The organism is Roseibium sp. AS2, assembly GCF_038900065.1.
Classification (GTDB): Bacteria; Pseudomonadota; Alphaproteobacteria; order Rhizobiales; family Stappiaceae; genus Roseibium.
This window is the reverse complement of sequence record NZ_JBBMQN010000009.1, coordinates 1-24,473: the sequence shown is the minus strand read 5'-3', so window position 1 is coordinate 24,473 and position 24,473 is coordinate 1. Positions and strand designations below refer to the sequence as shown.

Here is a 24,473-nt window from a genome sequence, read left to right as displayed (position 1 = left end):
TTTTGAATCGATCAACTTTTGGCTGTCCAATCGAACCCGATTGAACAGCCGTCGATCTAGCGACCTTTCCAGACCGGGTCGCGCTTGTCCGCGAAGGCGCGGGCGCCTTCTTTCTGGTCATCGGAGCGGTAGAGCGTTTCGACGGTCTGAAACTGGCTTCCGGTGATGCGGTTCATGGCGTCCTGGAACTTCATGTCTTCGGCCTCCCGGACGATTTCCTTGATCGCCGCATAGACGAGCGGCGGGCCGGAGGCGAGCTGATCCGCCAGCTTCCAGGCCTGGGATATCAGATCTTCTGCCGGATGAATGTGATTGATCAGGCCCCAGCGGGCGGCTTCCTCCGCGTCGAACCAGCGGCCGGTCAGGAGCATCTCCATGGCGATGTGATAGGGAATGCGCTTCGGCAGCTTGAGGCTGGCTGCGTCGGCCACGGTGCCGGAGCGGATTTCCGGCATGGCGAATGTGGCGTGATCGGCAGCCAGGATGATGTCTGCGGACAGGGCCAGTTCCAGACCGCCGCCGCAGCAGATGCCGTTGACGGCGGCAATGACGGGTTTGTTGAGGCCGCGCAGTTCCTGGAGACCGCCGAAACCGCCTTTGCCGTAATCGCCGTCTACGGCATCACCGGCCGCGGCGGCCTTGAGGTCCCAGCCCGGACAGAAGAACTTTTCGCCGGCGCCGGTGACAATGGCCACGCGCATGTCCGGATCGTCGCGGAACTCCGTGAAGATCTCCCCCATGATCCGGCTGGTGGCAAGGTCGATGGCATTGGCCTTTGGCCGGTCCAGCGTGACCGCAAGGATGTGGCCGCGCCGTTCGGTCTTGACGGGGCTTTCCATCAGTATTCTCCCATTATGAGCAATGCGTCCGCAGCAACGGCAAAATCCGCGCCGCAGAGGAGCGGGTTGATCTCGATTTCCGCTACCGGTGCGGTGAGGACGATATCCTGAACCGCAAGCACCGCAGCAACGATCGCTTCCAGGTCGCAGGGTGCGCTGCCGCGGTATCCGGCAAGAACACGGCCGATTTTCAAGCCGGCGAGTGCGCGCCGGATGTCGGTCGCGTCAACCGGCAGGATCAGCGAGCAGCTGTCCTGAAGAAGTTCCGTCAGCACGCCCCCGGCGGCCAGGGTCAGGACATAGCCATGAGCGGGATCCGGAACGATTCCGATCAGGAGTTCGGCCAGCGTGCCGGTGACCATTTCCTCCACCAGAAAAGCCGGCGCGGGCAAGGCCAATGCCGCTGCGGTTACCTCGAAGGCGGAGTTCAGATTGAGCGCGACGGCACCCGCCTCGGACTTGTGGGCAAGGCCCGTACCCTTGAGGACCACCGGAAATCCGAGTTCCTGAGCCATGCGCGCCGCCTCTTGCGGACTTGCGGCGGCGTGGCTTGCCGGGATCTTCAGGCCGTGTTCCCCCAGGATTGCCTTGGCCTCCTGTTCGCTCCGCAATCGGGGTGCGTCGACGGGACCGGGGCTGCGGATGTGAGCCGATGAAACGGGTTTCGACAGCAGGGCGGCCGCCTCGATTGCGGTGATCGCGGTGTCGAGGCCGCACAGGGGAACGATACCGCGCGACATGAGATCGGCGGCGACGGTTTCCGGCATCGCCTCCGGCAGGGTGCTCAGGATTGCCATCGGCTTGCCGGATGTCGTTCTTGCGCATTCGACCGCATCGATCACTTTCAACCATGCGCCCGGATCGCAGCGATCCATGCGGGGAATGTCCAGAATGACGATCCCCAGGTTGGCAGGGCCCTGCATCATGGCCGAAAAGCAGCGGCTCATGGCCGGGACGTCACCCCAGATGTAGGTGTGATAGTCGAGCGGATTGGCGAGCGCCACCTTGGGGCCGAGAGCGCCGGCGAGAGCTTCCTTCTGGCCAGCATCGAGAGGCGGGAAGGCGACCCGGCGGCCATGGGCGGTGTCGGCGATCAGGCTGGCCTCGCCGCCCGAGCAGGACATGGAAACGATGTCCGCGCCGGCCAATGGACCGCTGACATGCAGCAGTTTCAGCGTCTCAAGAAGCGCGGGAAGGCTGTTGACCCGGGCAATGCCCAGGCGTTCGAACAGGGCGTCCGATCCGGCAGCGCTTCCGGCGAGTGCCGCGGTATGGGAGATCGCGGCAGTCCTGGCAGCCTCCGACCGGCCCACCTTGAGCGCAACGACAGGCTTGCCCCGGCATCTGGCCTCCCGGGCAAAAGCCTCGAAGGCGGAGAGATCATCGAGCCCTTCGATGTGCAGTCCGATGGCCGTTACACGGTCGTCGTCGAGAAGCGCGCCGGCGATGGCCGAGAGACCTGTCTGGGCCTGGTTGCCGACAGTCAGAACGTAGGCGAGCGGAAGTCCGCGTGCCTGCATGGTCAGATTGAGGGCAATGTTCGAGGACTGGGACACGATCGCCACTCCGCGAGAGACCGGCGTCAGGCCATGCTGGTCCGGCCAGAGCGCCGCACCGTCGAGGGCATTGAGGAAGCCGTAGCAGTTGGGGCCGAGCAGGGGCATGTCTCCGGCGGCCCTCACCAAAGTCTCCTGCAGGTCCGCGCCGTCTCCAAGCTCGCGGGAGGCCTCGCGGAAACCGGAGGCAAAGCACACGGCGCCGCCGGCCCCGAGACGGTTGAGAGCCCCGACCACATCGACTGTCGCGTGGCGGTTGACACCGACAAAGACGGCATCGGGCGCGGATGGCAGGTCATCGAGCGCGGACCAGGCCGGACAGCCACCAATTTCAGGACGGTTCGGGTGAACAGGCCAGAGCGCACCGACAAAACCGGCCTTGCGGCATTCCCGGACAACGTTTTCGCACCAGGTGCCGCCACCGATCACGGCTATGGACGCGGGCCGCAGCAGGCGTTCCAGGGATCGCATGGTCAGGCTCCGAGCGGGCGGAGGAGATCGCGACTGATGATGTGGCGCTGAATCTCGCTGGTACCGTCCCAGATCCGCTCCACGCGCGCATCCCGCCAGAAACGCTCGATCGGAAAATCGTCCATCAGGCCCATGCCGCCATGGATCTGCAATGTCGCGTCGGTGACGCGGGCCAGCATTTCGGTGGCATAGAGCTTCGCGCTGGCGATCTCGCGGTTGGCGGGCAGGCCCTGATCCAGCCGCCAGGCCCCGGCCAGCGTGAGCCAGTCGGCCGCATCGATCTCGGTGATCATGTCGGCGATCTGGAAGCTGACACCCTGAAACCGGGCGATGGGCTGACCGAACTGGCTGCGCTCGGCGGCAAAGGAAAGCGCATGATCGAAACAGCGGCGGGCACGGCCAACGCTCATGGCGGCGACCGTCAGGCGGGTGGCGTAGAGCCAGTCGTTCATCACGTCGAAGCCGCGGTCGACCTCGCCGAGGACCTGATCGCCGGCCAGACGGCACTTGTCGAAATAAAGGATGTAGTTCTTGTAGCCGCGGTGGCTGACGGACCTGTAGCCCTCCCGGACCTCGAAGCCCGGTGTGTCGCGATCAACCAGGAAGCACGTGATCCGTTTCTTCGGGCCCTTGGGAGTGTCGTCGACACCGGTGGCGGCAAAGACAATGAAGAAATCCGCGTGCTCGGCTCCGGAGATGAAGTGTTTGGACCCGGTCATGAGCCAGTCGCCGCCGTCGCGGACCGCCTGGCATTTCATGCCGCGCACGTCAGATCCGGCGTCCGGTTCGGTGATCGCAAGAGCATCCATTTTTTCGCCGCGCACGGCGGGAAGCAGGTAGCGCTCGCGCTGGGCGCCCTCACAAGCCATCAGGATGTTTTGCGGACGGCCGAAAAAATGGGTGAGGGCCATGGAGCCGCGTCCGAGTTCCCGCTCCACCAGAGTGAAATCCTGGTGGCTGAGACCGGCGCCGCCAACCTCCTCCGGAAAGTTGCAGGCATAAAACCCGAGGTCGATGCATTTGCGTTTGATCTCGTCGCCGAGGTCGTCGGGCACCTGACCCGTTTTCTCCACTTGGTCCTCATGCGGATAGATCTCGTTTTCGACGAAGGACCGCACGGTGGCGACGATCATCTCCTGTTCTTCGCTCAGACCGAACTGCATCGGGATCTCCTGTTGTCTCAGCGCTTGCAGAGTGAGACAAAGGCGCAGCGGCTATCATGCAGTTTTGGTAAAAAATCATGCAGATCTCACAGAAATCGTCCTCAGTCCGGAAAATCTGCGTTCTGCTGTTCGAGAGTTTCTCGAACCATTGCCTTGCAAACGCGGTCGAACCTTTCCGGGCCGCAAATACGATCGCACGGCAGAAGCTCTATTCCTGGCAGCATGTCAGTCCGGATGGCGGCACGGTCACCTCGTCCAGCGGCCTGCCGGTCGCAACGGCGTCCTGGAACGACGCGATGCCGGGAGGCGACTTTCTGTTCGTCATGCCAAGTTACGGCTATCGCGATCATGGCGATGCGAAGGTGATGCAGGTTCTGAGAGCGGCGCGCCGGCGCTTCACGACGCTTGCCGGCCTGGATACCGGTGCCTGGCTGTTGGCTGCCGCGGGTCTGCTGGACGGTCGTAAGGCGACCATTCACTGGGATGAATTCACCCAGTTCGCGGAGCGGTTTCCCGAGGTCGAGGCCGTGAACAGGCGGTTCGTTCTGGAAGCTGATCTTTGCACCTGCGGCGGGGCCTCGACAGCGATTGAACTGGCGCTGGAACTGATCAAACGGCATCACAGCGCGCTGTTCGCGCTGGAGGTCGCTGCGCTGTTCATGCATGGGGACCGGCAGGAGGCGTATGATCCCTATCAGCGCCTGTCCGCGGGGTCGCTCGTGCGCGGTGCCACCGCACTGATGCGGCGAACGATCGAGGCGCCGTTGCCGATCGGCGATCTTGCCGGGCGACTGGGTGTCGACCAGCGCACCCTGGAAAGCCGTTTCCGGAGCGAATTGAAGATGACGCCACTTGGCGTCTACAAGGCTCTGAGGCTGCGGGAAGCTCGCCGGTTCGTCGAGTTGACCGGCCTTGGAATCGCAGAAATAGCCCAGCGATGCGGGTACCGGAATTCGAGCGCCATGACCCGGGCTTACAGGCAGGAATTCGGTCATCCGCCGCGGGGGCACCGGCGCATTCCGCATTGAGGCGAAGGCAAAACGAGAAAGACCGCGCAAGACGCGCGGCCCTTTCTGGTACGATGGATGCCTAGTTTTGCACGCGGCCGATCTTTGCGGTGCCGTTGTAATCGCCCGGTCCCGCCGGCGCGATCCGCGGTGCATTGGTGACCGTGCCGGAATAGGCGGTGCGGCTGGCGGCGAGTTCGCCGATCGTTGCCCGGTACTCGCCATTGTGACTGCCGAGGGCCGGCAGGATGAGGAGGTTGCCGCTGCGTGCATCGGCAAGCGCCTTTGCGTTGGCAGGCTGCTGCTGACGGACCGACAACGGTTTCTCACCGTTTCTGTCACCACGGAATTCGTCGGGGTCCACCGCCAGTGCGGTCCCGGCAAATGTGCCCGAGACAAGGGCGGCGGTCATCAGGGTCGACAGAAATTTTTTGGTCATACGCATGTTCAAGCTCCAGTGCGGGTTTGCGTTCATGAACACGTCCACCCGTTTGCAAAGGCGTCCGGTGTTCATGACAGGATCAACGATGCGCAGGCGGATCGGTTGCGGACGCTCCGGTAATAAAGCGGACACAAAAAGCTTACCTGCCGTGACTGATTTCGGTTCTGAGTTCCGGTCGATGGCGTGTGGTCGGCGATGTCCGTCTCCAATCGGCCGGTTTTCCGGTTCGGTAACCGGTCCGTGACTTTCCGGTGTTTTCCGGTGTCTGGCCGCGGGCACATTTTCAAGTTCCGATGACATCATCTTGAAGTGCCTGAAAACGGCTCCGGGCATCGTTACATCCAGGGCGTGGCCTCCAGAAAAGGATGATGGCATGACCTGCCCGCAAGACTGTTTCGCTGCTGATCTGAAATCCGAAATCCCGCATGTCAGCCGCTATGCCCGGTCGCTGACACGGTGCACGGAGACGGCGGACGATCTCCTGCAGACAGCGCTTGAGCGCGCGTTGCGGCACCGGAGCAGTTTCCGGACAGGTACGGAACTCCGCCGCTGGCTGTTCACCATTGTCCGCAATGCCTATCGGGACGATCAGCGGCAGCGCGCACGGCGCGGCGAACATCTGCCGATCGAGGACTGGTATCTGGAAACGCAGACGTGCCCGGCCCAGGAAAAGTACCTCGAACTTGGTGACGTGACCCGGTCGATCCGGAGTTTGCGCAAGGAGGACCGCGACGTCCTGGAACTCCGTGTTTTCTCGGGTCTGTCCACCGGCCAGATCGCGGCGCGCATGGGGGTTGCCGTTGGCACGGTGAAGAGCAGGCTGTCGCGCGCCAGACAGCTCATAGCGGCTTAGGTCACGGTGTCCGATTGCCTTTTCCGACGCTGGACCTCCATGGCAGCGGTGTTCAGGCCGCCACCAGAACCGTGACGCCGGCGCGGCGGCCCTCCAGCCGCTCGTCGCGGTAGTCCGACCAGTTTTCGTCAGCCGTGTCTTCTTCCGCCGCCTGTTCGTTCATGGGGAAGGCGGCGGCGAGAACGGCGCCGGTCACATCGTTGCACCAGCCTTCCGCCGGGTTGAATTCCAGCACCGCCTGCACTTCTTCGAACTGACCGGCCTGGACGTCCTCGATGATCCGGGCCAGGTTCATGGCCTCCAGGTCAATCTCCGGGGTGTAGTAGCAGTTCCCAAGTTCACAAATGACCGAATAGAACGGCATGTCGAGGTTCAAAGCCATACAAACTCTCCCAAAATAGACAGTCATGCTTATACGCAAAAAGCGTATAAATCAATATGCGTATCTTTTCTGTATGCCGAAAACGTATTTTTAGGGGCCGGCCGGGCGGAGTCATGATGCGCGCAGGGGCGGCGCGCGGGCGCTTGTGCCGCCGTCTTCTCTAGACGATCTGGCGAATGACGCTCAGGACCTTTGCTATGATGCGCACTTCGGTTGCTTCCTCGTCATGCTCGCCGAAGATCAGCGGTTCCTGAAACCTGGGATCGTCGGATTCAGGGTGCAGCTCGATCATGCCATCGCGGCGCATGATGCGCTTTGCCGTGCGCTCGATGGTGTGGCCGCCGTCGCGCGAGCGCTCGACGACAACGAGATCGCCGGATTTGACCTCGATGCCGGCCTCGGCGAAGTCCAGACACAGGACGAAATCGCCGTTGCGGGCAATGCGATTCAGGCTTTCGCCATTGATTTCCAGCAGGTACTGGCTTTCGCTCGGATAGCGCAAATCACCCGCTATGCTGGTCTGCCTGACCGCGTCCGTCTCAAAAAGACCCGCTTCCATCCATAGCCCGGCCGCAACCTGTCCCTTGAGGTCCAGGGCGGTTGCCGCCCGTGAGGGGGCGCTGGCTGCTTCCAGGTCCGTGAGCGTGTCGGGAGCAAGGGTCAGAACGTCTTCACGAGCGACAGGCGGGGTGCCCCTGCCGACAAGAACCGGCAGCAGTTTGGCGACAAAATCCGCCGGCAGAGCCGGCTTGTGATAGTCCGGGCTGAAATACCTCTGGATCGACGACGCATTCTGATAGCCCATGGCCCGGGCGATCGCGCGGATCGACAATCCGCTGCGGTCTTTCAGGGTCGCGAGTTGTGCCGAGACAACGGAATGTTCGTCCGTATCCATGGTTTCAGGTGCTCTGGCTGATGTCGGTGCGTATGTTTTATCATCATTTTTATACGCAGTCCACCTTGACGTGCGTACGCAATAAACGTACAAAACAAATAGTCGAAGTTTACAGCGTGGGAGCCGTCATGAAAGCCGAACCGAGCCCTCAAACCAGGGGTGCCCCACAAGCGGGCGGCCTCGAGCGTAAAGCTGATCGCTCTGAAACGTCTTCGCCGGTCGGCAGGGCAGCTCCGGAGGGCCGGGCATGAAAGATATCAGCGAAGAAATCGAAGAAGCCCGGAGCAAGGTCGCCTATTGCCGGATCCGGGCCGAACGGCCCGGGTCACGGCTGGAAGACGATTACGCGCTGGAAAAAGCGCGAACCAGACTGCTGACACTGGAGTTGCGGCAGCTCAAGCGGGACCAGGCCCCGCGTCATCAGGCCGGCAACGGACCCGTCCCCAAGTCGCGGGAGGTCAGATCGTTCGAGACGAAAAGAGCAGGAACAAAAAGTGAACAGAAATTCGGATCGGCGCGGGAACGCGCCGAGGATGCTTTCGCCAGGCTGCGACACGGCCGTACGGAAAAAAGAGGAGCGGTTTGATGGCATCGGGAGGTCTGGTCGACAGGATTGCCGCCGAATTCGGTGTGCATTTCATCAGTCACACCCGGCGGAGCGAGGGGCGGCATCAGTCCAAGGCGCGGCGGACGTGCCAGACCTTGCTCAAAAAACACGGGCCGGAACATTTGCGGCTGGTGTTCGGATTGATCAATACGGGTGAAAACCGGGGAAACTGGTCCGCGCCCTGTTTCACCTCCGTCTCCTGGCTGGTGCTGAGCAAGCCTGACTGGGTCGAACGCCGGGGGTTTCTCGATCAATTCGACAAGATCGACCTGCGCGCTTTGCTCGATGTCGCGAAGCAACTCAACCCGGCCGCTCCAACGCTCACGATGTCCGTTCTCCTGTCCTACGAACTCGACAAAGGCATGGGAGCCGGATCGCAGAGACGGGCGGCTTGACCCTTTCCGTTCGCGTGGTCCTGAAGGCCGGCAGTTCCGGGACCGGGATACAGCCTGCCGGCCGCAGCAAGCCTTGCGGTTTTCCGACAGTCCAAAAGGAGCCCGATTGATGAGTGATGCGGCACAAATGGTGATGGAGCGGCTGATCGAGGCCGTCGAAGTGATCGCGGCGACGGGGAAAGGAGACGGCCCCCGATCCGTTCTGGCGGCCTGGCCCGATTATCGGCGCAAGCTGACCAGGCGTCGCCGGACCTATCCGCCCAGGACGATCAGCCGGGCGGAGGAGGCGATCACCTGGTTTTCCCTGGTCGAAGATCATGACGCCCGCCGTGCCCTGCAATTTGAGGTCATGTGCAAGGCGGGCGCCGGTGTCTTTTCGAAGGTCTGCGAGAAATATGGCTGGAAACGGTCGACGGTGACGAGCCGGAACCGGGTTGTTCTGGCAAGGATTGCCAGGAGCGTCACGAGAGACACCGGTCCGGTGTGACCGGCCGCCTGGCAGGCAGCGGGTCTGTTTGTCGTTTCGCTCAAAACCCCTTTGCGGTTGAGGTGCGTCTGAATTACAACTTCTTGAGAAGAAACACGAACTGGCCAGCCTTGACCGCACTTGGGAGATCTTCATGACTGATATGCAGGCGCTGACAATCCGGGATTTTGAAATGCTGAAGGATACGGCATTTGAAGTCCGTTCGCTTGACGCGGATCTTCAGCTTTCCCTTGTCGAGGTGAAGCCGTTGGGGTCGGGTGAGCGCGGCGGCGGGGCGTTCTCGGTCCTCTGGCTTGGGCCGCACGAGCCGCAACTGGAGCAGTCGACCTACAAGCTCTATCAGCAGGATCTCGGCGAACAGGAGATCTTTCTGGTTCCGGTCGCCGAAAAAGACGCCGGGATCCAGTATGAGGCGGTGTTCACCTGAGCAAATCCTCGGCGCCGACGGCGCAAGGAAGAACAAGCAGGTCGTAGACGCCCTTGTCCTCGCGGGTTTCGAATCCGAGCCGCTGATAGAGCCGCATTGCCGGGTTTTCCTTCTCGACGTGAATGCTGAGCGCCTTGCCGGCGGCGGCGGCCTCTTCGGCCAGGTCTTCCAGGATGGCCTTGCCGATCCCTTGCCCGCGGACCTCGGGAACAAGAGCGATGTCGATGATGCGGTGTTCCGTGGTCCAGCGTTCCAGATAGAGACGTCCGAGCGGTGTGCCTTCCCGCTCGACGATCAGCCAGAGCGCGGCCGGAAAATGAGCCTGGTAATGCTGGTGCTGCGCCTTGAACTGCATGTCGATGAAGGCCTGCTTTTCAGCTTCTGACCAGGGTGTTCTGGCCAGTTCGATTTCCCGCGTGGACCTATACAGCGCTGCCAGAAAGGGCAGGTCGCCGTCCTCGCGCACGGGCCGGTAGGCAATTCCCTTCCGGCTGGCCCGCGCGCGCAGAGGCAAATCCAGGACTGTGGAGTCGAGTGGCAAATTCATGCAAACCGGTCCGTCAGTGTGGATTGGGCGTGATGTCCTGCGTCAGGGCAATCGTGGACAACGGAGTGATGTTCAGGCCGCGCCAGACCGCAGACCAGTGCCCAATGGACAGCTGGTCCACATAGGTTGCCTTGCCGGAGCTGCTGTCCAGGGCGAAAAGACTGAGATTGGCGTCCGCATTCGGTTGCAGGACAAGTCTGCTGTCGTTCGTCACATGGGCAATGATCTGCATTGCAGACCAGGACCGGTCCGAATGTCCGGTCTGATAGGCGCCGTAGACAGGGCTGTCCGGGCCGGAGCCGACCTGCGCCGCGAGATACAGGCCGTCGTTGGAGGACACGGCCACGGTCATGGTGTGAACCGGCTCGCTGAAAGAAGCGAAGAGACACCATTCCGAAAACGAAGTGGAGCTGACTTCGTCCTGGGTCTTCATGTAGATTTTGCTGCCGATACGCGCGAAGACATGAACGATCGCGTTGCCGTCGAGGCAGGTGACCAGCTGTTCGAACCCGGTCAGGCCGCCTCTGATGTCTTGCCAGCCTTCCCATTTTTCCGGGAGGAACGGGTGATCGCTGGACTGGAAATTCATATAGGGAACCGCGTCACTGTCCATGCCGAACATGATGATGCGGCCGTCGGCATTCTGAACAGGGGACAGGGTGGCCAGGACCCCTGGAATCTGCTGCCAGTCCGACCAGGGTTGTTCAGGCGGAACTTCGACCGGAACGGTGATTTCTATCGGCGTTTCGCTGCCGGGCGGAGTCACCGTGATGGTTTCCTGTATGATCCTGTTGACGTTCTGGAATTTCCACCAGAGGTGATTGGACGAACCAGAACTGGTCGCGAAGATGTTCTGGCGACCGGTGAGACCGTTGATCAGCGCCGTCTCAACAAATCCGGCGACACCGTCCGGCTTGCCGAGGTTCTCGGCGACAGCAAACCGGTTCGACGCATTGGGTTCGTCGCTTTCGTGCAGGTAAACCAGGTCTTTCGACTTCGCGTCCTGGGCAAGCAAGGCGACATAGCCGTCCTGCGTCACCGATGCTGCAAGATGTCCGGTTGAAAAAGTGGCCTCGGTCAGGCGGGTAAAGTACGAATAAAACGGGCCATTTTCACTTTGCTGATCCTTGTATTCCAGTTCACCGTTCGGGGTGACCGCAGCCAGGAATATCCGAAAGTAGCTTGGCGCGGTTTGAACGGTTCCCTCGAACATTTCGGGGATTGCTTCTTCGACTGACATTTGATGTGTCCTTCCGCTTAACTTGGCAGCTTTGCCAGGTCAAAAATCTGAGTGCATTCGAAAAAGGCCGTTGCCGCTAGCTGCGTGAGGGGTAGAGCCCCAGGAGCGCGATGATGAAATTCATTGCCAGGTAGGGCTGGACATTGTCGTGCGCCTGGCCGCCACCTGTGGTGGACAGTGCCTCGAAGGCCATGTCGACGAGGTTCGACGCCGTGTCCGAATGGTACGCCCGGTCGGAGCCTGAACGCCCGAAAGAAGTCGTTACCGCCGGTATGGCAATTCCGCCACTGGTGCTGCTTGCCCGAACCGTATGGCTGTGGGAGGGGATTTGCGCTTCAGTGAGCGTGACCGTCTCGGCGCCGACCCTTTCACCAAGGCGGCGCGATGTCAGCCCCGGACCGCGGCCCGGGTGCATGGGCGCGCGCCCCTGCAGATTCGGCAAAGCGGTCGTGGTGCGCCCGTCCCCGCCATAGGTGGTCCCGATCAGGGAGAAGAGCGCGGTGTTCTGGGCAATCGGCAACAGTTGCCCGTCGCAGAAAGCCCAGCCACGCGGTGCAAAATTGCCTGCGAAAATTCGAATTTCTGCAATAAAAGGTTCTGACATGTCCGCCTCCTAGTGCCGGCTCGGATAAATACCGAAGAGCGCGATGATAAAGTTCACGCAAAGGGTCGGCATCAGGTTGGTGTGGGAAAGCGCCCCACCGGTATCGGTGACCATGTTCGATGCCATCGAGACATCCTGCCCGACAGCCGCGTAGAGATTGACCCCGACGCCTTCCGCAGTTACCCGGCCCTGCGGGGCAAGACTGTCGGCCTCGGCTGTATTTGCATTGAAATCGTGTGAATGACTGGCGAGTTGGTTGGTCGTCAGGGTCTCTCTTTCGCTGCCGGCCCTGGATCCGAGCCGTCTGGGGCTCAGTCCCGGTCCGGTGCCGGCGTGAAGGGGAATACGTCCCCTGAGGTCCGGCAGGCCGAACGTGGTCCTGCCGTCCCCGCCATAAGTGGTTCCCAGGAGGGAAAAGAGGGCGTCGTTCTGCGAAACCGCCAGAAGCTGGCCATCGCAGAAGGCCCATGCGCGGGGGGCGAAATTTCCGGCGAACATACGGATTTCACCGACGAAAGGTTCAGACATCCAGTGTCCTCCGGCGTCAATTACGTGAGGGAAACAGCCCCTGCAGGGCGATGCAGAAATTGAGTGTCTGGTAAGGCTGCATGTTGTTGTGTGCCTGCCCCCCGCCTGCGTTCGTGACCGTTCCGGACCGCAGGGCCGTTGTTGAGGCAGCTTGCGGCTCACGATACGGAAGATCGGCTCCGACTTCCGCAGCGAACAAAGTGCCTTCCGGCGACCTGTCGTTGCCCGCGGCCGAGACAGCCTTCACCGTGTGGGTGTGGGCGGCGATCTGTGCGGCGACGAGGGTTACAGTTTCGGCTCCGCCCTTCTGGCCGAGCGTATATCCGTCGCCCTTGTGAATGGGGGTACGGCTGCGCAAATCGGGAAGGGCGAAGGACGTTCGGCCGTCCCCGCCATATGTTGTTCCCAGCAGGGAATAGAGCGACTGATTCTGGTTGATAGGCAGGATCTGGCCATCCGTGAAGGCCCAGCCGCGCGGTGGGAAATTGAATCCGACCATGCGGACTTCGGCAAGAAAAGGCTCTGACATGTTCCTCCCCAATTGCTCCCCTCAAGGAACCTCAATAGCTTTGATCGTTTCGGAATATTTCGGAGTAGAATCTTAGGTTGTATGTTTCCGGCATGTTTCTGCGTATTTTCACAACCATCACATACATTTCCAAATTCATGCAATCAAAAAAAATTCGAACGCAAAGTGGGGCCATCCGGAACCCCGGGTGGCTCGGGCGACTAAAAAACAGCCAATTTTCCGGCAGTAGTTTCCTATAAAAACGTAGGGTCATCAGGAAGGTATTGGAATTACTGATGAAAATTTAGTCGAAAATTCGAGGTGAGGTGGAGATGTCAAGGCCGAGGAGTGGCTTTGCCGCCAGAAGGGCTGTGTGGCTGTCAGGGTACACCTAAATTTTATCTTTGAGAGAATTACGTGTAAAAAATTACTAATGATTGCTTTCCAAAAAATCTCGTTTTAGTTGTGGGAGTCAGGTGGCTCCGGTTGTGTGGCGCAAACATGCGTGCAAGTGCGGCTGGAGGCGCAAGCTTCAGGGGAAGTGGAAATTTCAGGGGGGGAATGTGATTTCCGGCGCTAGGCAGCTTGTTCCAAGCAGTTTTATTGATTTGGTAACGGGCCGCGGGCTCGTTTCCGGCTTTGTTCGTTCTTTTCTGGTTGTGTTGCTGGCCGTGTTCGCATTCGGTGCAGTCGACGTTCAAAGCGCGAAGGCGGCCTGGGACGATTGTTCCGGCCTGACGGTTACAACCGGCGGCGACCTGACGCTCGACGTGACTGCCGACACCTGCTCGCTGACAAATACCTTCCCGGGCACGAACAACTACATCAACTTCAATGCTGGAAGCGGTTCTTCGGTTACGATTGACCTCATCGGTATCGACGATCCTGCCGGAGATTTTACATCCGTCTCCATCGTTCATGATGGGGGCACCGACAACATTGCCGACGGTTCGAGCTTTGGCCAGGCAAACGACTTCAGCAGCACCTACAACTGCTCCAGCGGCTGTACCGTCTCGGGAAACTATAGTGCCGCGCCGATTAGCGGGGCGTTTTCGGTTACGTATACCCAGAACGCAGGTTCCGGCGCGCTTGCCGCCCCCACATCGCCCGAGATTTCCGTTTCCGCCAATATCGGTGGAGCGGTTGCCGATGGCGGCACAAACGCGCAGGGCAGCCAGACTGCAGGGTCGGCTGTCACGGTAACCTACACGGTGACCAACTCGGGAACGGGCGACCTGACCATCGCAACAGCGACGAGTTCGTCTCCGAGCAATGTCACGGTCAATTCTATCGGAGCACCAGGTTCGACAACGGTCACGAACGGCGGCGGCACGACGACATTCGCGGTGCAGTATACGCCGACACTGGCAGGGGCGTTTTCCTTCGACCTGTCGTTCGTGAATGATGATGCCGACGAGAATCCGTTCAACTTCACGGTCAGCGGAACGGCGACCGGTACGCCCGAAATTTCGGTTTCCGCCGATATCGGCGGGGCTGTTTCCGATGGTGGCACAAACGCGCAGGGCACTCAGACCGCCGGATCGGCAACGACGGTGACCTATACGGTGACCAACACGGGAACGGACGACCTGACCATCGCAACAGCGACGAGTTCGTCTCCGAGCAATGTCACGGTCAATTCCATCGGGGCTCCCGGCTCAACGACGATCACGGGCGGCGGCGGGACAACGACGTTTGCCGTGCAATACACACCGACCCTTGCGGGTGCGTTCTCCTTCGGACTGTCGTTCGTCAATGATGACGGCGACGAGAATCCGTTCAACTTCACGGTCAGCGGGACCGCCACCGGAGCGCCGGAGATTTCCGTTTCGGCCGATATCGGCGGGGCGGTTACCGATGGTGGCACCAATGCGCAGGGCACTCAAACCGCAGGATCGGCGGTCACGGTGACCTACACGGTGACCAACTCCGGAACGGACGATCTGACGATCGCAACGGCGACGAGTTCGTCTCCCAGCAATGTGACGGTCAATTCCATCGGTGCTCCCGGCTCGACAACGGTGGCGAGCAGCGGCGGAACAACGACGTTTGCCGTGCAATACACGCCGACCCTGGCGGGCGCATTCTCCTTCGGACTGTCGTTCGTCAACGATGATGCCGATGAGAATCCGTTCAACTTCACGGTCAGCGGAACGGCGACCGGTACGCCCGAGATTTCCGTTTCCGCCGATATCGGCGGGGCTGTTGCCGACGGCGGCACAAACGCACAGGGATCTCAGGCCGCAGGATCGGCAACGACGGTGACTTACACGGTGACCAACACGGGAACGGACGACCTGACCATCGCAACAGCGACGAGTTCGTCTCCAAGCAATGTCACGGTCAATTCCATCGGTGCTCCCGGCTCGACGACGATCACGGGCGGCGGGGGGACAACGACGTTTGCCGTGCAATACACACCGACCCTGGCAGGGGCCTTTTCCTTCGGGTTGTCGTTCGTCAATGACGATGCCGACGAGAATCCGTTCAACTTCACGGTGAGCGGAACGGGCACCGGTGCGCCGGAGATTTCCGTTTCCGGGAATATCGGCGGATCGGTCACCGATGGCGGCACCAGCGCGCAGGGCACCCAGACAGCCGGGTCCGCAACGACGGTGACCTACACGGTGACCAATACCGGAACGGGGGATCTGACGCTGGCGACGGCGACCAGTTCCGCGCCGAGCAACGTCACGGTCAATTCCATCGGAGCGCCAGGCTCGACAACGGTGACGGGCGGCGGCGGGACGACGACATTCGCAGTGCAGTATACGCCGACTCTCGCAGGGGCCTTTTCCTTCGGGCTGTCGTTCGTCAACAATGACGGCGACGAGAACCCGTTCAACTTCACCGTCAGCGGAACGGGCACCGGGACGCCGGAGATTTCCGTTTCGGCCGATATCGGCGGCGCGGTTGCTGACGGTGGCACCAATGCGCAGGGGACGCAGGCTGTCGCTTCCGCAACAACGGTGACCTACACGGTGACCAACTCCGGTACGGACGATCTGACGATCGCGACCGCGACCAGTTCGGCGCCGAGCAATGTCACGGTCAATTCCATCGGGGCTCCCGGCTCGACGACGGTAACAGGCGGCGGGGGGACAACGACCTTCCAGGTGCAATACACGCCGACAGCGGTTGGAGCCTTTTCCTTCGGACTGTCGTTCGTCAATGATGATGCCGACGAGAATCCGTACAATTTCACGGTGAGCGGAACGGCGACCGGTACACCGGAGATCTCCGTTTCCGCGGATATCGGAGGCGCGGTTGCCGATGGCGGCACCAACGCACAGGGCACCCAGACTGCCGGATCGGCGGTCACGGTAACCTATACTGTGACCAACTCCGGCACGGACGATCTGACGCTGGCGACGGCGACCAGTTCCGCGCTGAGCAATGTTGCCGTCGATACCATCGGGGCGCCCGGCTCGACGACCGTGACGAGCGGCGGCGGGACGACGACGTTCCAGGTGCAATATACGCCGACCGTGGCGGGGGCCTTTTCCTTCGGGCTGTCATTCGTCAACAATGACGCTGACGAGAACCCGTACAATTTCACGGTCAGTGGAACGGCCACCGGGACGCCCGAGATTTCCGTTTCCGCGGATATCGGCGGAGCGGTTACCGACGGCGGCACCAATGCGCAGGGATCTCAGGCCGCCGGATCGGCGGTCACGGTGACCTATACGGTGACCAACTCCGGCACGGACGATCTGACGCTGGCGACGGCGACCAGCTCCGCGCAAAGCAATGTGGCGGTCGATTCCGTCACTGCTCCTGGCTCAACGACCGTGACGACCGGCGGGGGCACGACGACGTTTCAGGTGCAATACACGCCAAATTCGGCGGGCGCCTTCTCTTTCGGCCTGTCCCTTGTCAACAATGACGCCGACGAGAACCCGTTCAATTTCACCGTCAGCGGTACAGCCAGCAGCGGGGGCTCCAACCTGGCGGTCACGTCCGGCTCCAGGCAGGCCACCGAAGTCGAAATGCAGTTCGACGAGGTGCTGGTGGCGAGCGTTACGGATGACAGCGGCAACGGCGTTGCAGGGGTGGATGTGACCTTCACCGCGCCGTCAACGGGCGCGTCGCTGACATTCTCCGGCACCGGGACGAATACAATTACAGTGACAACCGCGTCGGATGGAACGGCGACAAGTTCGGCGATGACGGCCAATTCGACGGCATCGCCCTATCAGGGGGGCGGATCGCTCACGTCTTACAACGTCACCGCCAGCGCCTCCGGGCTGACCAGTGTCTCCTTCTCGCTCACCAACGACCGGGATTCGGAAGCCGATATCCAGAAGACCAAGGAAGTCATCGCCTCTTTCGTGACCAATCGGGCCAATGCAATCGTCTCCGGACAACCGGATATCGTCTCGCGCCTGACAGGTGGCCCCTTCGGTCAACAATCCGGGCAAAACGGATTCAATTTCGACGTCACCCCATATTCCAGGTCCGGCAATTTCCAGTTCTCCCTCAGGGCGTTCGTGGATTCCCTCCGTGCTGGAGGTGAAGGCCAGGCGAGTGATCAGGCAGGCAGTCCAACGCCGGCTGGTCCCGAGAGATACGCCGCTTTCGATCATTTCTCCACGTCTGACACCATGAGCTACACGGCCGTCGGGCCGCAGCCGCAAACACAGGACACACTTGCGATCCTGAGCGGTACCAACGGAGAGGGGGCAGGTGATGGCGCCCGCGAGGCCGAACCGATATCGGGTTGGGATTTCTGGGCGCAGGGCACATACGCCGTGACCGAGAACAACAACAGCGACAGCCAGACCGGCCTGTTCTTTGCCGGGATTGACTACCGCTACAAGGACCGGGCCGTCTTCGGCCTGATGGGCCAACTCGATATTACGGACGAGAGCAATGACGCGGCAAATACATCGGCGGACGGGATGGGCTGGATGGCCGGGCCCTATGTCGCGTTGCGCGTGCACCAGAATTTCTATCTGGACGGTTTGCTGACCTACGGTCAGTCTTACAACACCGTCAACGCGCTCGGCCTGTTCGAGGACGACTTCAAGACGCAGAGGTTCCTGCTGCAAGGCGGACTGACGGGAGATTTCAAGCTCAGCGACACCGTCAAGGTCAGCCCATTCGCGCGGGTCACCTATTATTACGAAGAGCAGGAAAGCTATACCGACACGCTCGGCCGCCTGATCCCGTCGCAGGATTTCGATCTGGGCCGGCTGGAATTCGGTCCCAAGGTTTCCTGGGACCTGGTGTTGGACGACCGGATGCTGTTCTCGCCCTATCTGACGCTGTCCGGGATTTACGATTTCAACAAGCTGCAGGATTCCAGTCCGACCGATGCCACACTGGCTTCATCGGATGAAGACCTGCGCGCGCGCCTTGAAGCGGGTGCCGGGTTGCTCGTTCCGGGACGCAACATCCAGATTTCGGGTGAGGGCTTCTACGATGGCATCGGGGCGGCAAACTTCAGTTCCTTCGGCGTGACGCTGAATGTGAAGGTGCCGTTCTGAGCGAACCGGCCGGCTCGAGCAGAAGAAAGGTCCTCCGGGCGCTCAATCTGCCAGGCCGACGATCCTTCTGATCCAAACGAGGTTTCCTGAAGCCTTTGTCTAAACAAGGGTTTCAGGAAAGTGCGCGTGCTGGACAGGGTCGTCAAAAGGGGCTTAAAACAGGCCCTATCAAGTCATCGTGGAGACATGCGGCCTGGTGCCTGTCGCGTTCAGATGAATTCAGGATACCGCCCGAACGCATTTGCACAGCAAACGCTGCCTCCGGCGCTTTCCTGAACTCAGACACCGTTTAGACGCGACGCGCACCAGAGCGCAGGCATGCCCGGATGCCACGACAACCAATCCGATTCCGATCCCGTTTTTACCTGAAATCCAGATGGAGGAAGGCAGGCATGGCCATGCCGGACGAGGCGGCGGCCGCGCTGAAGTGGCCAACGCGCGAGGCACGACAGGCGGCGTGCGCGGAGTTCTGTGCGCATCTCGCTGCCGGATTTTCGGTCGACAGTTTCCCCGGTGCGGACCGGACGACCCTGCGCTATTTCACCGAACAGTTTCCTGAGGATTTTCCTCCCGGAAAGCTTGAGGAAGCCGCAAGGCTCGGGTTGCTGGAATGGGAAAGGATCGGCAAGGAAGGGGTGACGGGCGCGCTTTCGAAATTCAATGCCAGTGCCTGGTCCCTGGCGATGAAACGCCATGCCGGCTGGCAGGACCGGCCGGAAAGCGGGGGTGCAGGCCTTGCAGGCAGGCTGGACAAGACCGGGAGAGTCGCGGCTTTCAAGCCACGCAGCTCGGAGGAGATCGCTTTGGGGGTGATGGCCTTGCTGACTTCAAAGGACCTGTCATCTGCCGAGGATTTGCCGAAAGCAAAGGATATTCCAAAGGATGGCAACCGCCCTCGAGACATTGATTGAGCACATCGACAGCATGGCGGCGCCGGAACGTGTCGCGCTTCAAAAGCAACTGGATGAGGCCGGTGTCCTTGAACAGTTCTCGGTGTGGCGTCCACAGCCGGGGCCGCAGACAGAGGGCTATTTTTCCGAGGCCGACCTGACGCTTTACGGCGGGGCCGCCGGGGGCGGCAAGACGGACCTGATTGCCGGGCTGGCGCTGTTTGCCCACCACAAGGCGGCGATCTTCCGGCAATCCCTGAAGTCTCTGAAGGGGCTGATCGAGCGCATGAATACCCTGATGCGCGCGGCGGACATGGGCAGGATTTCCGGCAATCCCCCTCGATGGACCGGCCCCGACGAGCGCATGATCGAGTTCGGGCATCTGGGTCTTCCGGGCTCGGAAGAAGACTGGCAGGGTCGGGACCATGACCTGAAGGCTTTCGACGAAGGCGCGCAGATGGATCCGCGCAAGATCATCTTCGTTCTCGGCTGGCTGCGCTCGACCCGCACGGACCAGCACTGCCGGGGGCTGATCGCAACCAATCCGCCGATCGGAGGGCAGGGCGATTTCCTAAGCGACTGGTTCGCGCCGTGGCTGGACCCGCTTCATCCCCGCTACCGTCAGGCCGCACCCGGGGAATTGCTCTGGGCCGTGTTCGTCGACGATGGCGATGCTATCCGGACGGTCTGGGTGGACGGGCCGGCGCCTGTCGAGATCGAGGGCGAATTGCGGACGCCGAAGAGCCGGACTTTCATACCGGCGCGGCGCCGGGACAACAGGTTTCTGGGCGCCGATTATGACGCGCAACTCGACCAGATGCCCGAGCCGATGCGCACGGCGCTCAAAACCGGCGATTTCCTGGCGGCACGTCAGGATCACGACTGGCAGGTGATTCCGTCGGACTGGGTCGAGCTGGCCTTTCAGCGTTTTGATCAGGGCGTGGATGCAGACCGGCCGATGGATGTGCTTGCCGTCGATGTCGCCCAGGGGGGCAAGGACAAGACGGTTCTTCAACCGCTGCACGGAAGACGCTTTGCACAGAACATCGTTCGCAAGGGTACCGATACAAAGGACGGCTCGGATGTCGGCTCCCTCATTATCCGGGAACGGCGGGACAGCGCGCTGATCGTTGTGGACTGCACCGGAGGCTGGGGCGGGGACACGGTCGGGTTTCTCAAAAGGGAAAACGGTATTCCGGTTGAGAAATGCGTGTTTTCAGCACAATCGGGAGAATGCGCCAAGGACAGCCGGATCCCCTTCTACAATTTACGGGCGCAGCTCTACTGGCGGCTGAGAGAGGCGCTGCATCCCAAGAGCGGCGCGGGTCTGGCCATCAAGCGGTCAGCGTCCGTCAAGGCGCAACTGACCGCTCATCGCTGGAAGATGAAAAACGGCAGGATCCTGATCGAAAGCAAGGAAGACATCAAGGAACGGCTCGGATCGTCCCCGGATGAAGCCGATGCCATGGTGGAGGCGTGGGGATGGACGGAAAAGGCTGCCCTGACGAAAATCCAGAAGACGGAGACCCGGCACCAGATGAGGCCTATGGCCGATCCGCTCGACGGGTTCTGATCAAGCGCCTGTGCGTTCGCGATGCCAGTTTCATTGCCGCCAACATGCGCCGGCAGGATTTCCGGGAAATCGCCTGTCTCTGGGAGACCTGGGACACTCGGGCGCTGGGGATCTGCGCGGTTGAAACGGCCGTTCCTGGCATGGTGTGGTCGATCTGGTACGAGGGGCAACCGGCAGCCGCCTTCGGTTTCAGCAGGGCCTCGGCCTTCGATCCGGATCACTGGCAGGCCTGGGCCTTCGGTACGGACCGGTTCAAACGCTGCGTACCGCGGATGACCCTGCAATTTGTCGAACTGCGCCCGCGCATCGAACGCGATTGCCGACGGCTGCAGGTCATCACACACAAGGACCATGATATCGCGCATGGCTGGATCGAGGCTCTCGGGGCAACGCGGGAAGGCCTGTTGCGATCGTATGGCCGGGGCGGGGAGGACTTTTACGTTTACGCCTGGGTGCGGCAGGAGGCCGATCGCCGGTCAGGGAGCGCGCCAGGCCCGGTTCCGGTTGACCCGGGTCTGAAGTGACATCTTCAGCGATTGGCGGGAGACAAAGACAGCGGGCTTTCTCAGGCCATTTGACGCGCGGCGCCGGTGAGGAACCGGGCGCGGTATTCGGTCGGGCGCAATCCAAGCCGGCTGCGAAAATGGTGGCGCAGCGCGTGGGCGCTGCCGAAGCCGACCAGGACGGCGATCGTCTCCACGTCATCGTGTCCGGAAACCAGGAGATCCTTGGCGGCCTCTACCCGTTCTCCGGCGAGCCAGTCACCGGGTGCCTGGCCGGTCGCTTCCGTGAACCGTCTCTGAAAGGTGCGCGGGCTCATGTGACAGAGCGCGGCCATGGCGGAAATGGTCCAGGCCTCAGCGAGGCGATTTCTGACCTGTTCAAGAACCGAAGCAACTTCGCCGCCTTCGCGCCTGGCAACCGGCCGTTCGAGAAACTGCGCCTGACCGCCGTTGCGGTGCGCGGCGACGACCAGACGTCTCGCGACGGAGTTTGCTTTTTCCGGCCCGTAGTCCTGCCGGATAATTTCCAGCATCAGGTCAATCCCGGCCGCGCTGCCGGCGGATGTGAGGATCCGGTTCTCCTGACGATAGAGTGAGGTTTCGTCCACCGTGATTTCGCGATGACGGACACGCAGCTTGTCCGCGTAGCGCCAGTGTGTGGTGGCTGCCCGGCCGTCGAGCAGACCGGTTGCAGCCAGGACAAAGGCACCTGAGCAGATCGACACGAGCCTGGCTCCGCGCCGGTGGGCGCGGCGCAGTCTTTCGGTCAGCGCTTCAGGCACGGCGGCATCTGCGCCCCGCCAGCCAGGAACAACGATGATATCGGCTTGGTCGATGCGATCGGCTCCGTGATCGGCAGCGATCTGAAGACCGCCCTGGGCCCGCAAGGGACCATCGTCAATGGCGCAACTGAGAAAGCGGTACCAGTCCGATCCGAATTCGGGGCGGGCAAGGCCGAAAATCTCGCAGGCAATCCCGAACTCGAAAGTGCACAGACCGTCGTAGACCAGAACCGCCACAAGGGGGCCTGAAAGCAGAGGCGGTTCAGCGGGAAAGGGAGGTGCGATCCATTCTGGCATGATTTATACGTATAATGTCTTTTGCGTCAATTGCCAAGAATGGTCCCGAGCGGTCACAAGGAAGGGGAAAGGAGTTTCTCATGTCCAACAATGTTACCGCCGTTCCCGCCGCGCCGAGCGATCTCGCCAGAGAGCATTTTGCGGCCGAGTTCAGGTTCGAGACCGATTGCTGGGACGTGCATGACGCGCTGGCCAGGGATCCCGGGTTCGTGCTGCTGGATGTCAGAAGCCCGGCACTCTTCGAAAAGGGACATGTTCCCGGTGCCGTGAACATGCCTCACGGCAAGATCATCCGTTCGAAGATGGCAAACTGGCCGGAAGATACGCTGTTCGTGACCTATTGCGCCGGGCCGCATTGCAACGGCGCGGCCCGCGGCGCGTTGCGCCTCGCCGAACTCGGACGCCCGGTGAAAATCATGGCGGGCGGGATCACCGGCTGGCTGGACGAGGGGTTCGAGCTTGCAACGGGCAGCGAAGACCCCGGGTGACGGCCCGTACGCGAGGCCCGTGGGGCTGAAGAAAGCCGCCGCGCCGGTCCGGACCGGCGCGGGTGTACTTTCCATCTTCTGCCAACCCCAGTTGACATTGGAACATTTGGTGAACAAAATGGACCAGTCGTGCAGTGTAAGGTTTGCCGCATCGGGCTTCCGGATCAGAAAGGCTCAAATGACCGTTTTCGTCCTGACGCCGTTTGTCGTCATCTACCGCATAATCCTGAACTTCAATCTGTTCCGGAAGGATGCATACGGGGCGTTGAACATCGTTTCACTGACGCTGATCATGGCATCCAGCCTGTTCTTTCTTTATTGCGTCTTCGACGGGATGTTCATCAGAAGCGAATTCCTGTTCTTTCTTTTTATAGCGGCTCCCTGGGCGATCGGCGGCCTTCTGATTGCCGATCTGGCTGCCAGCCTGGTTCAGGTCGTACGTGCCTTCAGGTCGGATTTCGGATTGCAGTTCAAGATTTTGAGATGCGTTTCGCTGCTGCTGTTCGTTGCCGTCGTGGGCCTTGCGTATTGGGCCGCGATCGCATCGGCTCCGATCTGAGCCACGGCAAGGCCGTACCGGTCCGCTGAACGCGCTGATCCAGGTGCGGGCTGCGTGTCACCCGAGCGATGACGCGCCCAATATGCATCCAAGTCCGAAGGTCCGGCTTCCCGACTTCTTCGCCATTGAACGGGCGGGGCATGGCAAAAAGTGAGCTTTCCATGGAAACGATTGAACTGCGCATTTCAGAAGCCCCTTTCGGGCATGGCCATCTTTTCATCATCTACACCAACCGCACGGGCGAGGAATATGTTGTTCGCGGCGGTCCCGGGGTCCTGTCGTGGTGGCCAGAATACTGCTGCGCAGAAAAAAGCTGTTGCCGCCCACTTTTGTCGCCGGCCTGGAAAAAGAGCTCCGAAATCCGGATCCGGACGAAGTCCTTAAGGGGCAGGAAGCCCTGACGGACCTGTTTCGGATCGACCCGGTAGGCGCAGATCGTAAAAAGGTAAACTGGAGTGTCCGGAGGAAGCCATTGGCAAAATCCCGATACCTTTTCCGCAGCATCAAAGACATACTCGATAACTATTCGCGGTGCCTAGGTATGCAGAAGCCAAAGATGCCCCGGCGCGATAGGTTGAACCAGAGCCTAGGTGTTGACCGACATCAGGTGGCGCAAACCATCGAATGGCATCACCCGAAACATTTATAGTCCCTGGGAGCATTCCTGCCAGCTTGGAAGAAGAGGTCTTTCCCACCCCTGCCGAGCCATTGATGATTACGACATGTGTCAATTCTAATTTCCGCTGAGTGACGTTGCTATCTGCATCATGCTGAGGGAGCTTCGCCGCTAAGACAAGCTGGAAACCAGTTCAATAACGGGACCATCTTGTTTGATGGGGATGGCGCAACAGCGACCTGTCAGATTGGACCTGTCGCGGTTTGATGCCGCCCCTTTGATAGCATTTACTGCAACAAAGGAGACAAGCTATGGGACTGAAACG

General features: G+C 61.0%; 24 protein-coding genes. 12 read left to right on the top strand and 12 right to left on the bottom strand.

Annotation, left to right across the window (positions count from 1 at the left end; genetic code table 11):
* Positions 1-56 precede the first annotated feature (56 nt).
* Genes WNZ15_RS22600 through WNZ15_RS22590 form a run of 3 tightly spaced genes read right to left on the bottom strand, consistent with a single transcriptional unit; the run spans position 57 to position 4,029 of the window.
* Entirely contained in the window at positions 57-839 is a 783-nt protein-coding gene (locus WNZ15_RS22600) for a carnitinyl-CoA dehydratase (protein ID WP_342895295.1), read from the bottom strand.
* On the bottom strand, positions 839-2,872 hold the full coding sequence (locus tag WNZ15_RS22595; RefSeq protein ID WP_342895517.1) for an acetate--CoA ligase family protein: 2,034 nt from the start codon (positions 2,870-2,872) through the stop codon (positions 839-841). Before WNZ15_RS22595 ends, WNZ15_RS22600 begins: the two co-directional genes overlap by 1 nt.
* Complete coding sequence (locus WNZ15_RS22590) at positions 2,869-4,029, bottom strand: acyl-CoA dehydrogenase family protein (RefSeq protein WP_342895294.1); 1,161 nt, start codon at positions 4,027-4,029, stop codon at positions 2,869-2,871. The genes WNZ15_RS22595 and WNZ15_RS22590 overlap by 4 nt, the downstream gene beginning before the upstream one ends.
* Positions 4,030-4,106: 77 nt before the next feature.
* On the opposite strand from WNZ15_RS22590, the gene WNZ15_RS22585 reads away from it, so the two are divergent.
* Positions 4,107-5,057, top strand: coding sequence for a helix-turn-helix domain-containing protein (locus tag WNZ15_RS22585; RefSeq protein WP_342895293.1), 951 nt, complete (start codon positions 4,107-4,109; stop codon positions 5,055-5,057).
* A 61-nt stretch (positions 5,058-5,118) separates the two neighbouring features.
* Here WNZ15_RS22585 and WNZ15_RS22580 read toward each other — a convergent pair whose 3' ends face one another.
* Positions 5,119-5,481, bottom strand: coding sequence for a hypothetical protein (locus tag WNZ15_RS22580; RefSeq protein WP_342895292.1), 363 nt, complete (start codon positions 5,479-5,481; stop codon positions 5,119-5,121).
* 370 nt (positions 5,482-5,851) lie between these two features.
* Between WNZ15_RS22580 and WNZ15_RS22575 the strand changes: the two genes are divergently transcribed.
* Positions 5,852-6,331 (top strand): RNA polymerase sigma factor, encoded by a 480-nt coding sequence (locus WNZ15_RS22575; RefSeq protein ID WP_342895291.1) that lies wholly within the window; start codon positions 5,852-5,854, stop codon positions 6,329-6,331.
* Positions 6,332-6,383: 52 nt separating this feature from the next.
* Here WNZ15_RS22575 and WNZ15_RS22570 read toward each other — a convergent pair whose 3' ends face one another.
* Positions 6,384-6,713, bottom strand: a complete 330-nt coding sequence (locus WNZ15_RS22570) for a hypothetical protein (RefSeq protein WP_342895290.1) — start codon at positions 6,711-6,713, stop codon at positions 6,384-6,386.
* Positions 6,714-6,873: 160 nt separating this feature from the next.
* Positions 6,874-7,608, bottom strand: coding sequence for a S24 family peptidase (locus WNZ15_RS22565; protein WP_342895289.1), 735 nt, complete (start codon positions 7,606-7,608; stop codon positions 6,874-6,876).
* A 247-nt stretch (positions 7,609-7,855) separates the two neighbouring features.
* On the opposite strand from WNZ15_RS22565, the gene WNZ15_RS22560 reads away from it, so the two are divergent.
* The 4 genes from WNZ15_RS22560 to WNZ15_RS22545 all read left to right on the top strand — a co-directional run bounded on the left by WNZ15_RS22560 (position 7,856) and on the right by WNZ15_RS22545 (position 9,524).
* Positions 7,856-8,194: a hypothetical protein gene (locus tag WNZ15_RS22560; RefSeq protein WP_342895288.1), complete on the top strand. Its 339-nt coding sequence runs from the start codon at positions 7,856-7,858 to the stop codon at positions 8,192-8,194.
* On the top strand, positions 8,194-8,610 hold the full coding sequence (locus WNZ15_RS22555) for a hypothetical protein (protein WP_342895287.1): 417 nt from the start codon (positions 8,194-8,196) through the stop codon (positions 8,608-8,610). The genes WNZ15_RS22560 and WNZ15_RS22555 overlap by 1 nt, the downstream gene beginning before the upstream one ends.
* 109 nt (positions 8,611-8,719) lie before the next feature.
* Positions 8,720-9,097 carry a hypothetical protein gene (locus tag WNZ15_RS22550; protein ID WP_342895286.1) on the top strand — a complete coding sequence of 126 codons (378 nt, stop codon included), beginning with the start codon at positions 8,720-8,722 and terminating at the stop codon, positions 9,095-9,097.
* Between the two features lie 133 nt (positions 9,098-9,230).
* Positions 9,231-9,524, top strand: coding sequence for a hypothetical protein (locus tag WNZ15_RS22545; RefSeq protein WP_342895285.1), 294 nt, complete (start codon positions 9,231-9,233; stop codon positions 9,522-9,524).
* Here WNZ15_RS22545 and WNZ15_RS22540 read toward each other — a convergent pair.
* The 5 genes from WNZ15_RS22540 to WNZ15_RS22520 all read right to left on the bottom strand — a co-directional run bounded on the left by WNZ15_RS22540 (position 9,517) and on the right by WNZ15_RS22520 (position 12,972).
* The gene (locus WNZ15_RS22540) at positions 9,517-10,071 is read right to left on the bottom strand and encodes a GNAT family N-acetyltransferase (protein ID WP_342895284.1); all 555 of its coding nucleotides are present in this window, start codon (positions 10,069-10,071) and stop codon (positions 9,517-9,519) included. The genes WNZ15_RS22545 and WNZ15_RS22540 overlap by 8 nt on opposite strands.
* A gap of 13 nt (positions 10,072-10,084) precedes the next feature.
* Positions 10,085-11,311: a hypothetical protein gene (locus WNZ15_RS22535; RefSeq protein WP_342895283.1), complete on the bottom strand. Its 1,227-nt coding sequence runs from the start codon at positions 11,309-11,311 to the stop codon at positions 10,085-10,087.
* Between the two features lie 76 nt (positions 11,312-11,387).
* Positions 11,388-11,915, bottom strand: a complete 528-nt coding sequence (locus WNZ15_RS22530; protein WP_342895282.1) for a tail fiber protein — start codon at positions 11,913-11,915, stop codon at positions 11,388-11,390.
* 9 nt (positions 11,916-11,924) lie between these two features.
* A complete protein-coding gene (locus WNZ15_RS22525) occupies positions 11,925-12,443 on the bottom strand; it encodes a tail fiber protein (RefSeq protein ID WP_342895281.1) in 519 nt (172 codons plus the stop codon).
* 16 nt (positions 12,444-12,459) lie between these two features.
* Complete coding sequence (locus WNZ15_RS22520; protein WP_342895280.1) at positions 12,460-12,972, bottom strand: tail fiber protein; 513 nt, start codon at positions 12,970-12,972, stop codon at positions 12,460-12,462.
* A gap of 650 nt (positions 12,973-13,622) precedes the next feature.
* Here WNZ15_RS22520 and WNZ15_RS22515 point away from each other — a divergent pair.
* The 4 genes from WNZ15_RS22515 to WNZ15_RS22500 all read left to right on the top strand — a co-directional run bounded on the left by WNZ15_RS22515 (position 13,623) and on the right by WNZ15_RS22500 (position 21,427).
* Positions 13,623-18,440 (top strand): choice-of-anchor D domain-containing protein, encoded by a 4,818-nt coding sequence (locus tag WNZ15_RS22515; RefSeq protein WP_342895279.1) that lies wholly within the window; start codon positions 13,623-13,625, stop codon positions 18,438-18,440.
* Between the two features lie 392 nt (positions 18,441-18,832).
* Positions 18,833-19,351: a hypothetical protein gene (locus WNZ15_RS22510; protein ID WP_342895278.1), complete on the top strand. Its 519-nt coding sequence runs from the start codon at positions 18,833-18,835 to the stop codon at positions 19,349-19,351.
* Positions 19,323-20,903: a hypothetical protein gene (locus WNZ15_RS22505; protein ID WP_342895277.1), complete on the top strand. Its 1,581-nt coding sequence runs from the start codon at positions 19,323-19,325 to the stop codon at positions 20,901-20,903. The genes WNZ15_RS22510 and WNZ15_RS22505 overlap by 29 nt, the downstream gene beginning before the upstream one ends.
* Positions 20,813-21,427, top strand: a complete 615-nt coding sequence (locus WNZ15_RS22500; RefSeq protein WP_342895276.1) for a hypothetical protein — start codon at positions 20,813-20,815, stop codon at positions 21,425-21,427. The genes WNZ15_RS22505 and WNZ15_RS22500 overlap by 91 nt, the downstream gene beginning before the upstream one ends.
* A 41-nt stretch (positions 21,428-21,468) precedes the next feature.
* On the opposite strand, the gene ftrA is transcribed toward WNZ15_RS22500, so the two are convergent.
* Entirely contained in the window at positions 21,469-22,485 is a 1,017-nt protein-coding gene (gene ftrA, locus WNZ15_RS22495; RefSeq protein WP_342895275.1) for a transcriptional regulator FtrA, read from the bottom strand.
* 80 nt (positions 22,486-22,565) lie between these two features.
* Here ftrA and WNZ15_RS22490 point away from each other — a divergent pair, with 80 nt between their 5' ends.
* Positions 22,566-22,973: a rhodanese-like domain-containing protein gene (locus tag WNZ15_RS22490; RefSeq protein ID WP_342895274.1), complete on the top strand. Its 408-nt coding sequence runs from the start codon at positions 22,566-22,568 to the stop codon at positions 22,971-22,973.
* Positions 22,974-23,151: 178 nt separating this feature from the next.
* A complete protein-coding gene (locus tag WNZ15_RS22485) occupies positions 23,152-23,532 on the top strand; it encodes a hypothetical protein (RefSeq protein WP_342895273.1) in 381 nt (126 codons plus the stop codon).
* The last annotated feature ends 941 nt before the right edge of the window (positions 23,533-24,473 follow it).

Bases quoted from the DNA above. Each gene is read 5' to 3' on its own strand.
- WNZ15_RS22545 (WP_342895285.1), top strand. From the start codon at position 9,231: ATGACTGATATGCAGGCGCTGACAATCCGGGATTTTGAAATGCTGAAG.
- WNZ15_RS22490 (WP_342895274.1), top strand. From the start codon at position 22,566: ATGTCCAACAATGTTACCGCCGTTCCCGCCGCGCCGAGCGATCTCGCC.
- WNZ15_RS22585 (WP_342895293.1), top strand. From the start codon at position 4,107: ATGCAGATCTCACAGAAATCGTCCTCAGTCCGGAAAATCTGCGTTCTG.
- WNZ15_RS22600 (WP_342895295.1), bottom strand. From the start codon at position 839: ATGGAAAGCCCCGTCAAGACCGAACGGCGCGGCCACATCCTTGCGGTC.
- WNZ15_RS22535 (WP_342895283.1), bottom strand. From the start codon at position 11,311: ATGTCAGTCGAAGAAGCAATCCCCGAAATGTTCGAGGGAACCGTTCAA.
- WNZ15_RS22580 (WP_342895292.1), bottom strand. From the start codon at position 5,481: ATGCGTATGACCAAAAAATTTCTGTCGACCCTGATGACCGCCGCCCTT.
- WNZ15_RS22520 (WP_342895280.1), bottom strand. From the start codon at position 12,972: ATGTCAGAGCCTTTTCTTGCCGAAGTCCGCATGGTCGGATTCAATTTC.
- WNZ15_RS22525 (WP_342895281.1), bottom strand. From the start codon at position 12,443: ATGTCTGAACCTTTCGTCGGTGAAATCCGTATGTTCGCCGGAAATTTC.
- WNZ15_RS22500 (WP_342895276.1), top strand. From the start codon at position 20,813: ATGGACGGAAAAGGCTGCCCTGACGAAAATCCAGAAGACGGAGACCCG.
- WNZ15_RS22565 (WP_342895289.1), bottom strand. From the start codon at position 7,608: ATGGATACGGACGAACATTCCGTTGTCTCGGCACAACTCGCGACCCTG.
- WNZ15_RS22570 (WP_342895290.1), bottom strand. From the start codon at position 6,713: ATGGCTTTGAACCTCGACATGCCGTTCTATTCGGTCATTTGTGAACTT.
- WNZ15_RS22555 (WP_342895287.1), top strand. From the start codon at position 8,194: ATGGCATCGGGAGGTCTGGTCGACAGGATTGCCGCCGAATTCGGTGTG.
- WNZ15_RS22590 (WP_342895294.1), bottom strand. From the start codon at position 4,029: ATGCAGTTCGGTCTGAGCGAAGAACAGGAGATGATCGTCGCCACCGTG.
- WNZ15_RS22550 (WP_342895286.1), top strand. From the start codon at position 8,720: ATGAGTGATGCGGCACAAATGGTGATGGAGCGGCTGATCGAGGCCGTC.
- WNZ15_RS22530 (WP_342895282.1), bottom strand. From the start codon at position 11,915: ATGTCAGAACCTTTTATTGCAGAAATTCGAATTTTCGCAGGCAATTTT.
- WNZ15_RS22505 (WP_342895277.1), top strand. From the start codon at position 19,323: ATGGCAACCGCCCTCGAGACATTGATTGAGCACATCGACAGCATGGCG.
- WNZ15_RS22510 (WP_342895278.1), top strand. From the start codon at position 18,833: ATGGCCATGCCGGACGAGGCGGCGGCCGCGCTGAAGTGGCCAACGCGC.
- WNZ15_RS22540 (WP_342895284.1), bottom strand. From the start codon at position 10,071: ATGAATTTGCCACTCGACTCCACAGTCCTGGATTTGCCTCTGCGCGCG.
- WNZ15_RS22575 (WP_342895291.1), top strand. From the start codon at position 5,852: ATGACCTGCCCGCAAGACTGTTTCGCTGCTGATCTGAAATCCGAAATC.
- WNZ15_RS22485 (WP_342895273.1), top strand. From the start codon at position 23,152: ATGACCGTTTTCGTCCTGACGCCGTTTGTCGTCATCTACCGCATAATC.
- ftrA (WP_342895275.1), bottom strand. From the start codon at position 22,485: ATGCCAGAATGGATCGCACCTCCCTTTCCCGCTGAACCGCCTCTGCTT.
- WNZ15_RS22560 (WP_342895288.1), top strand. From the start codon at position 7,856: ATGAAAGATATCAGCGAAGAAATCGAAGAAGCCCGGAGCAAGGTCGCC.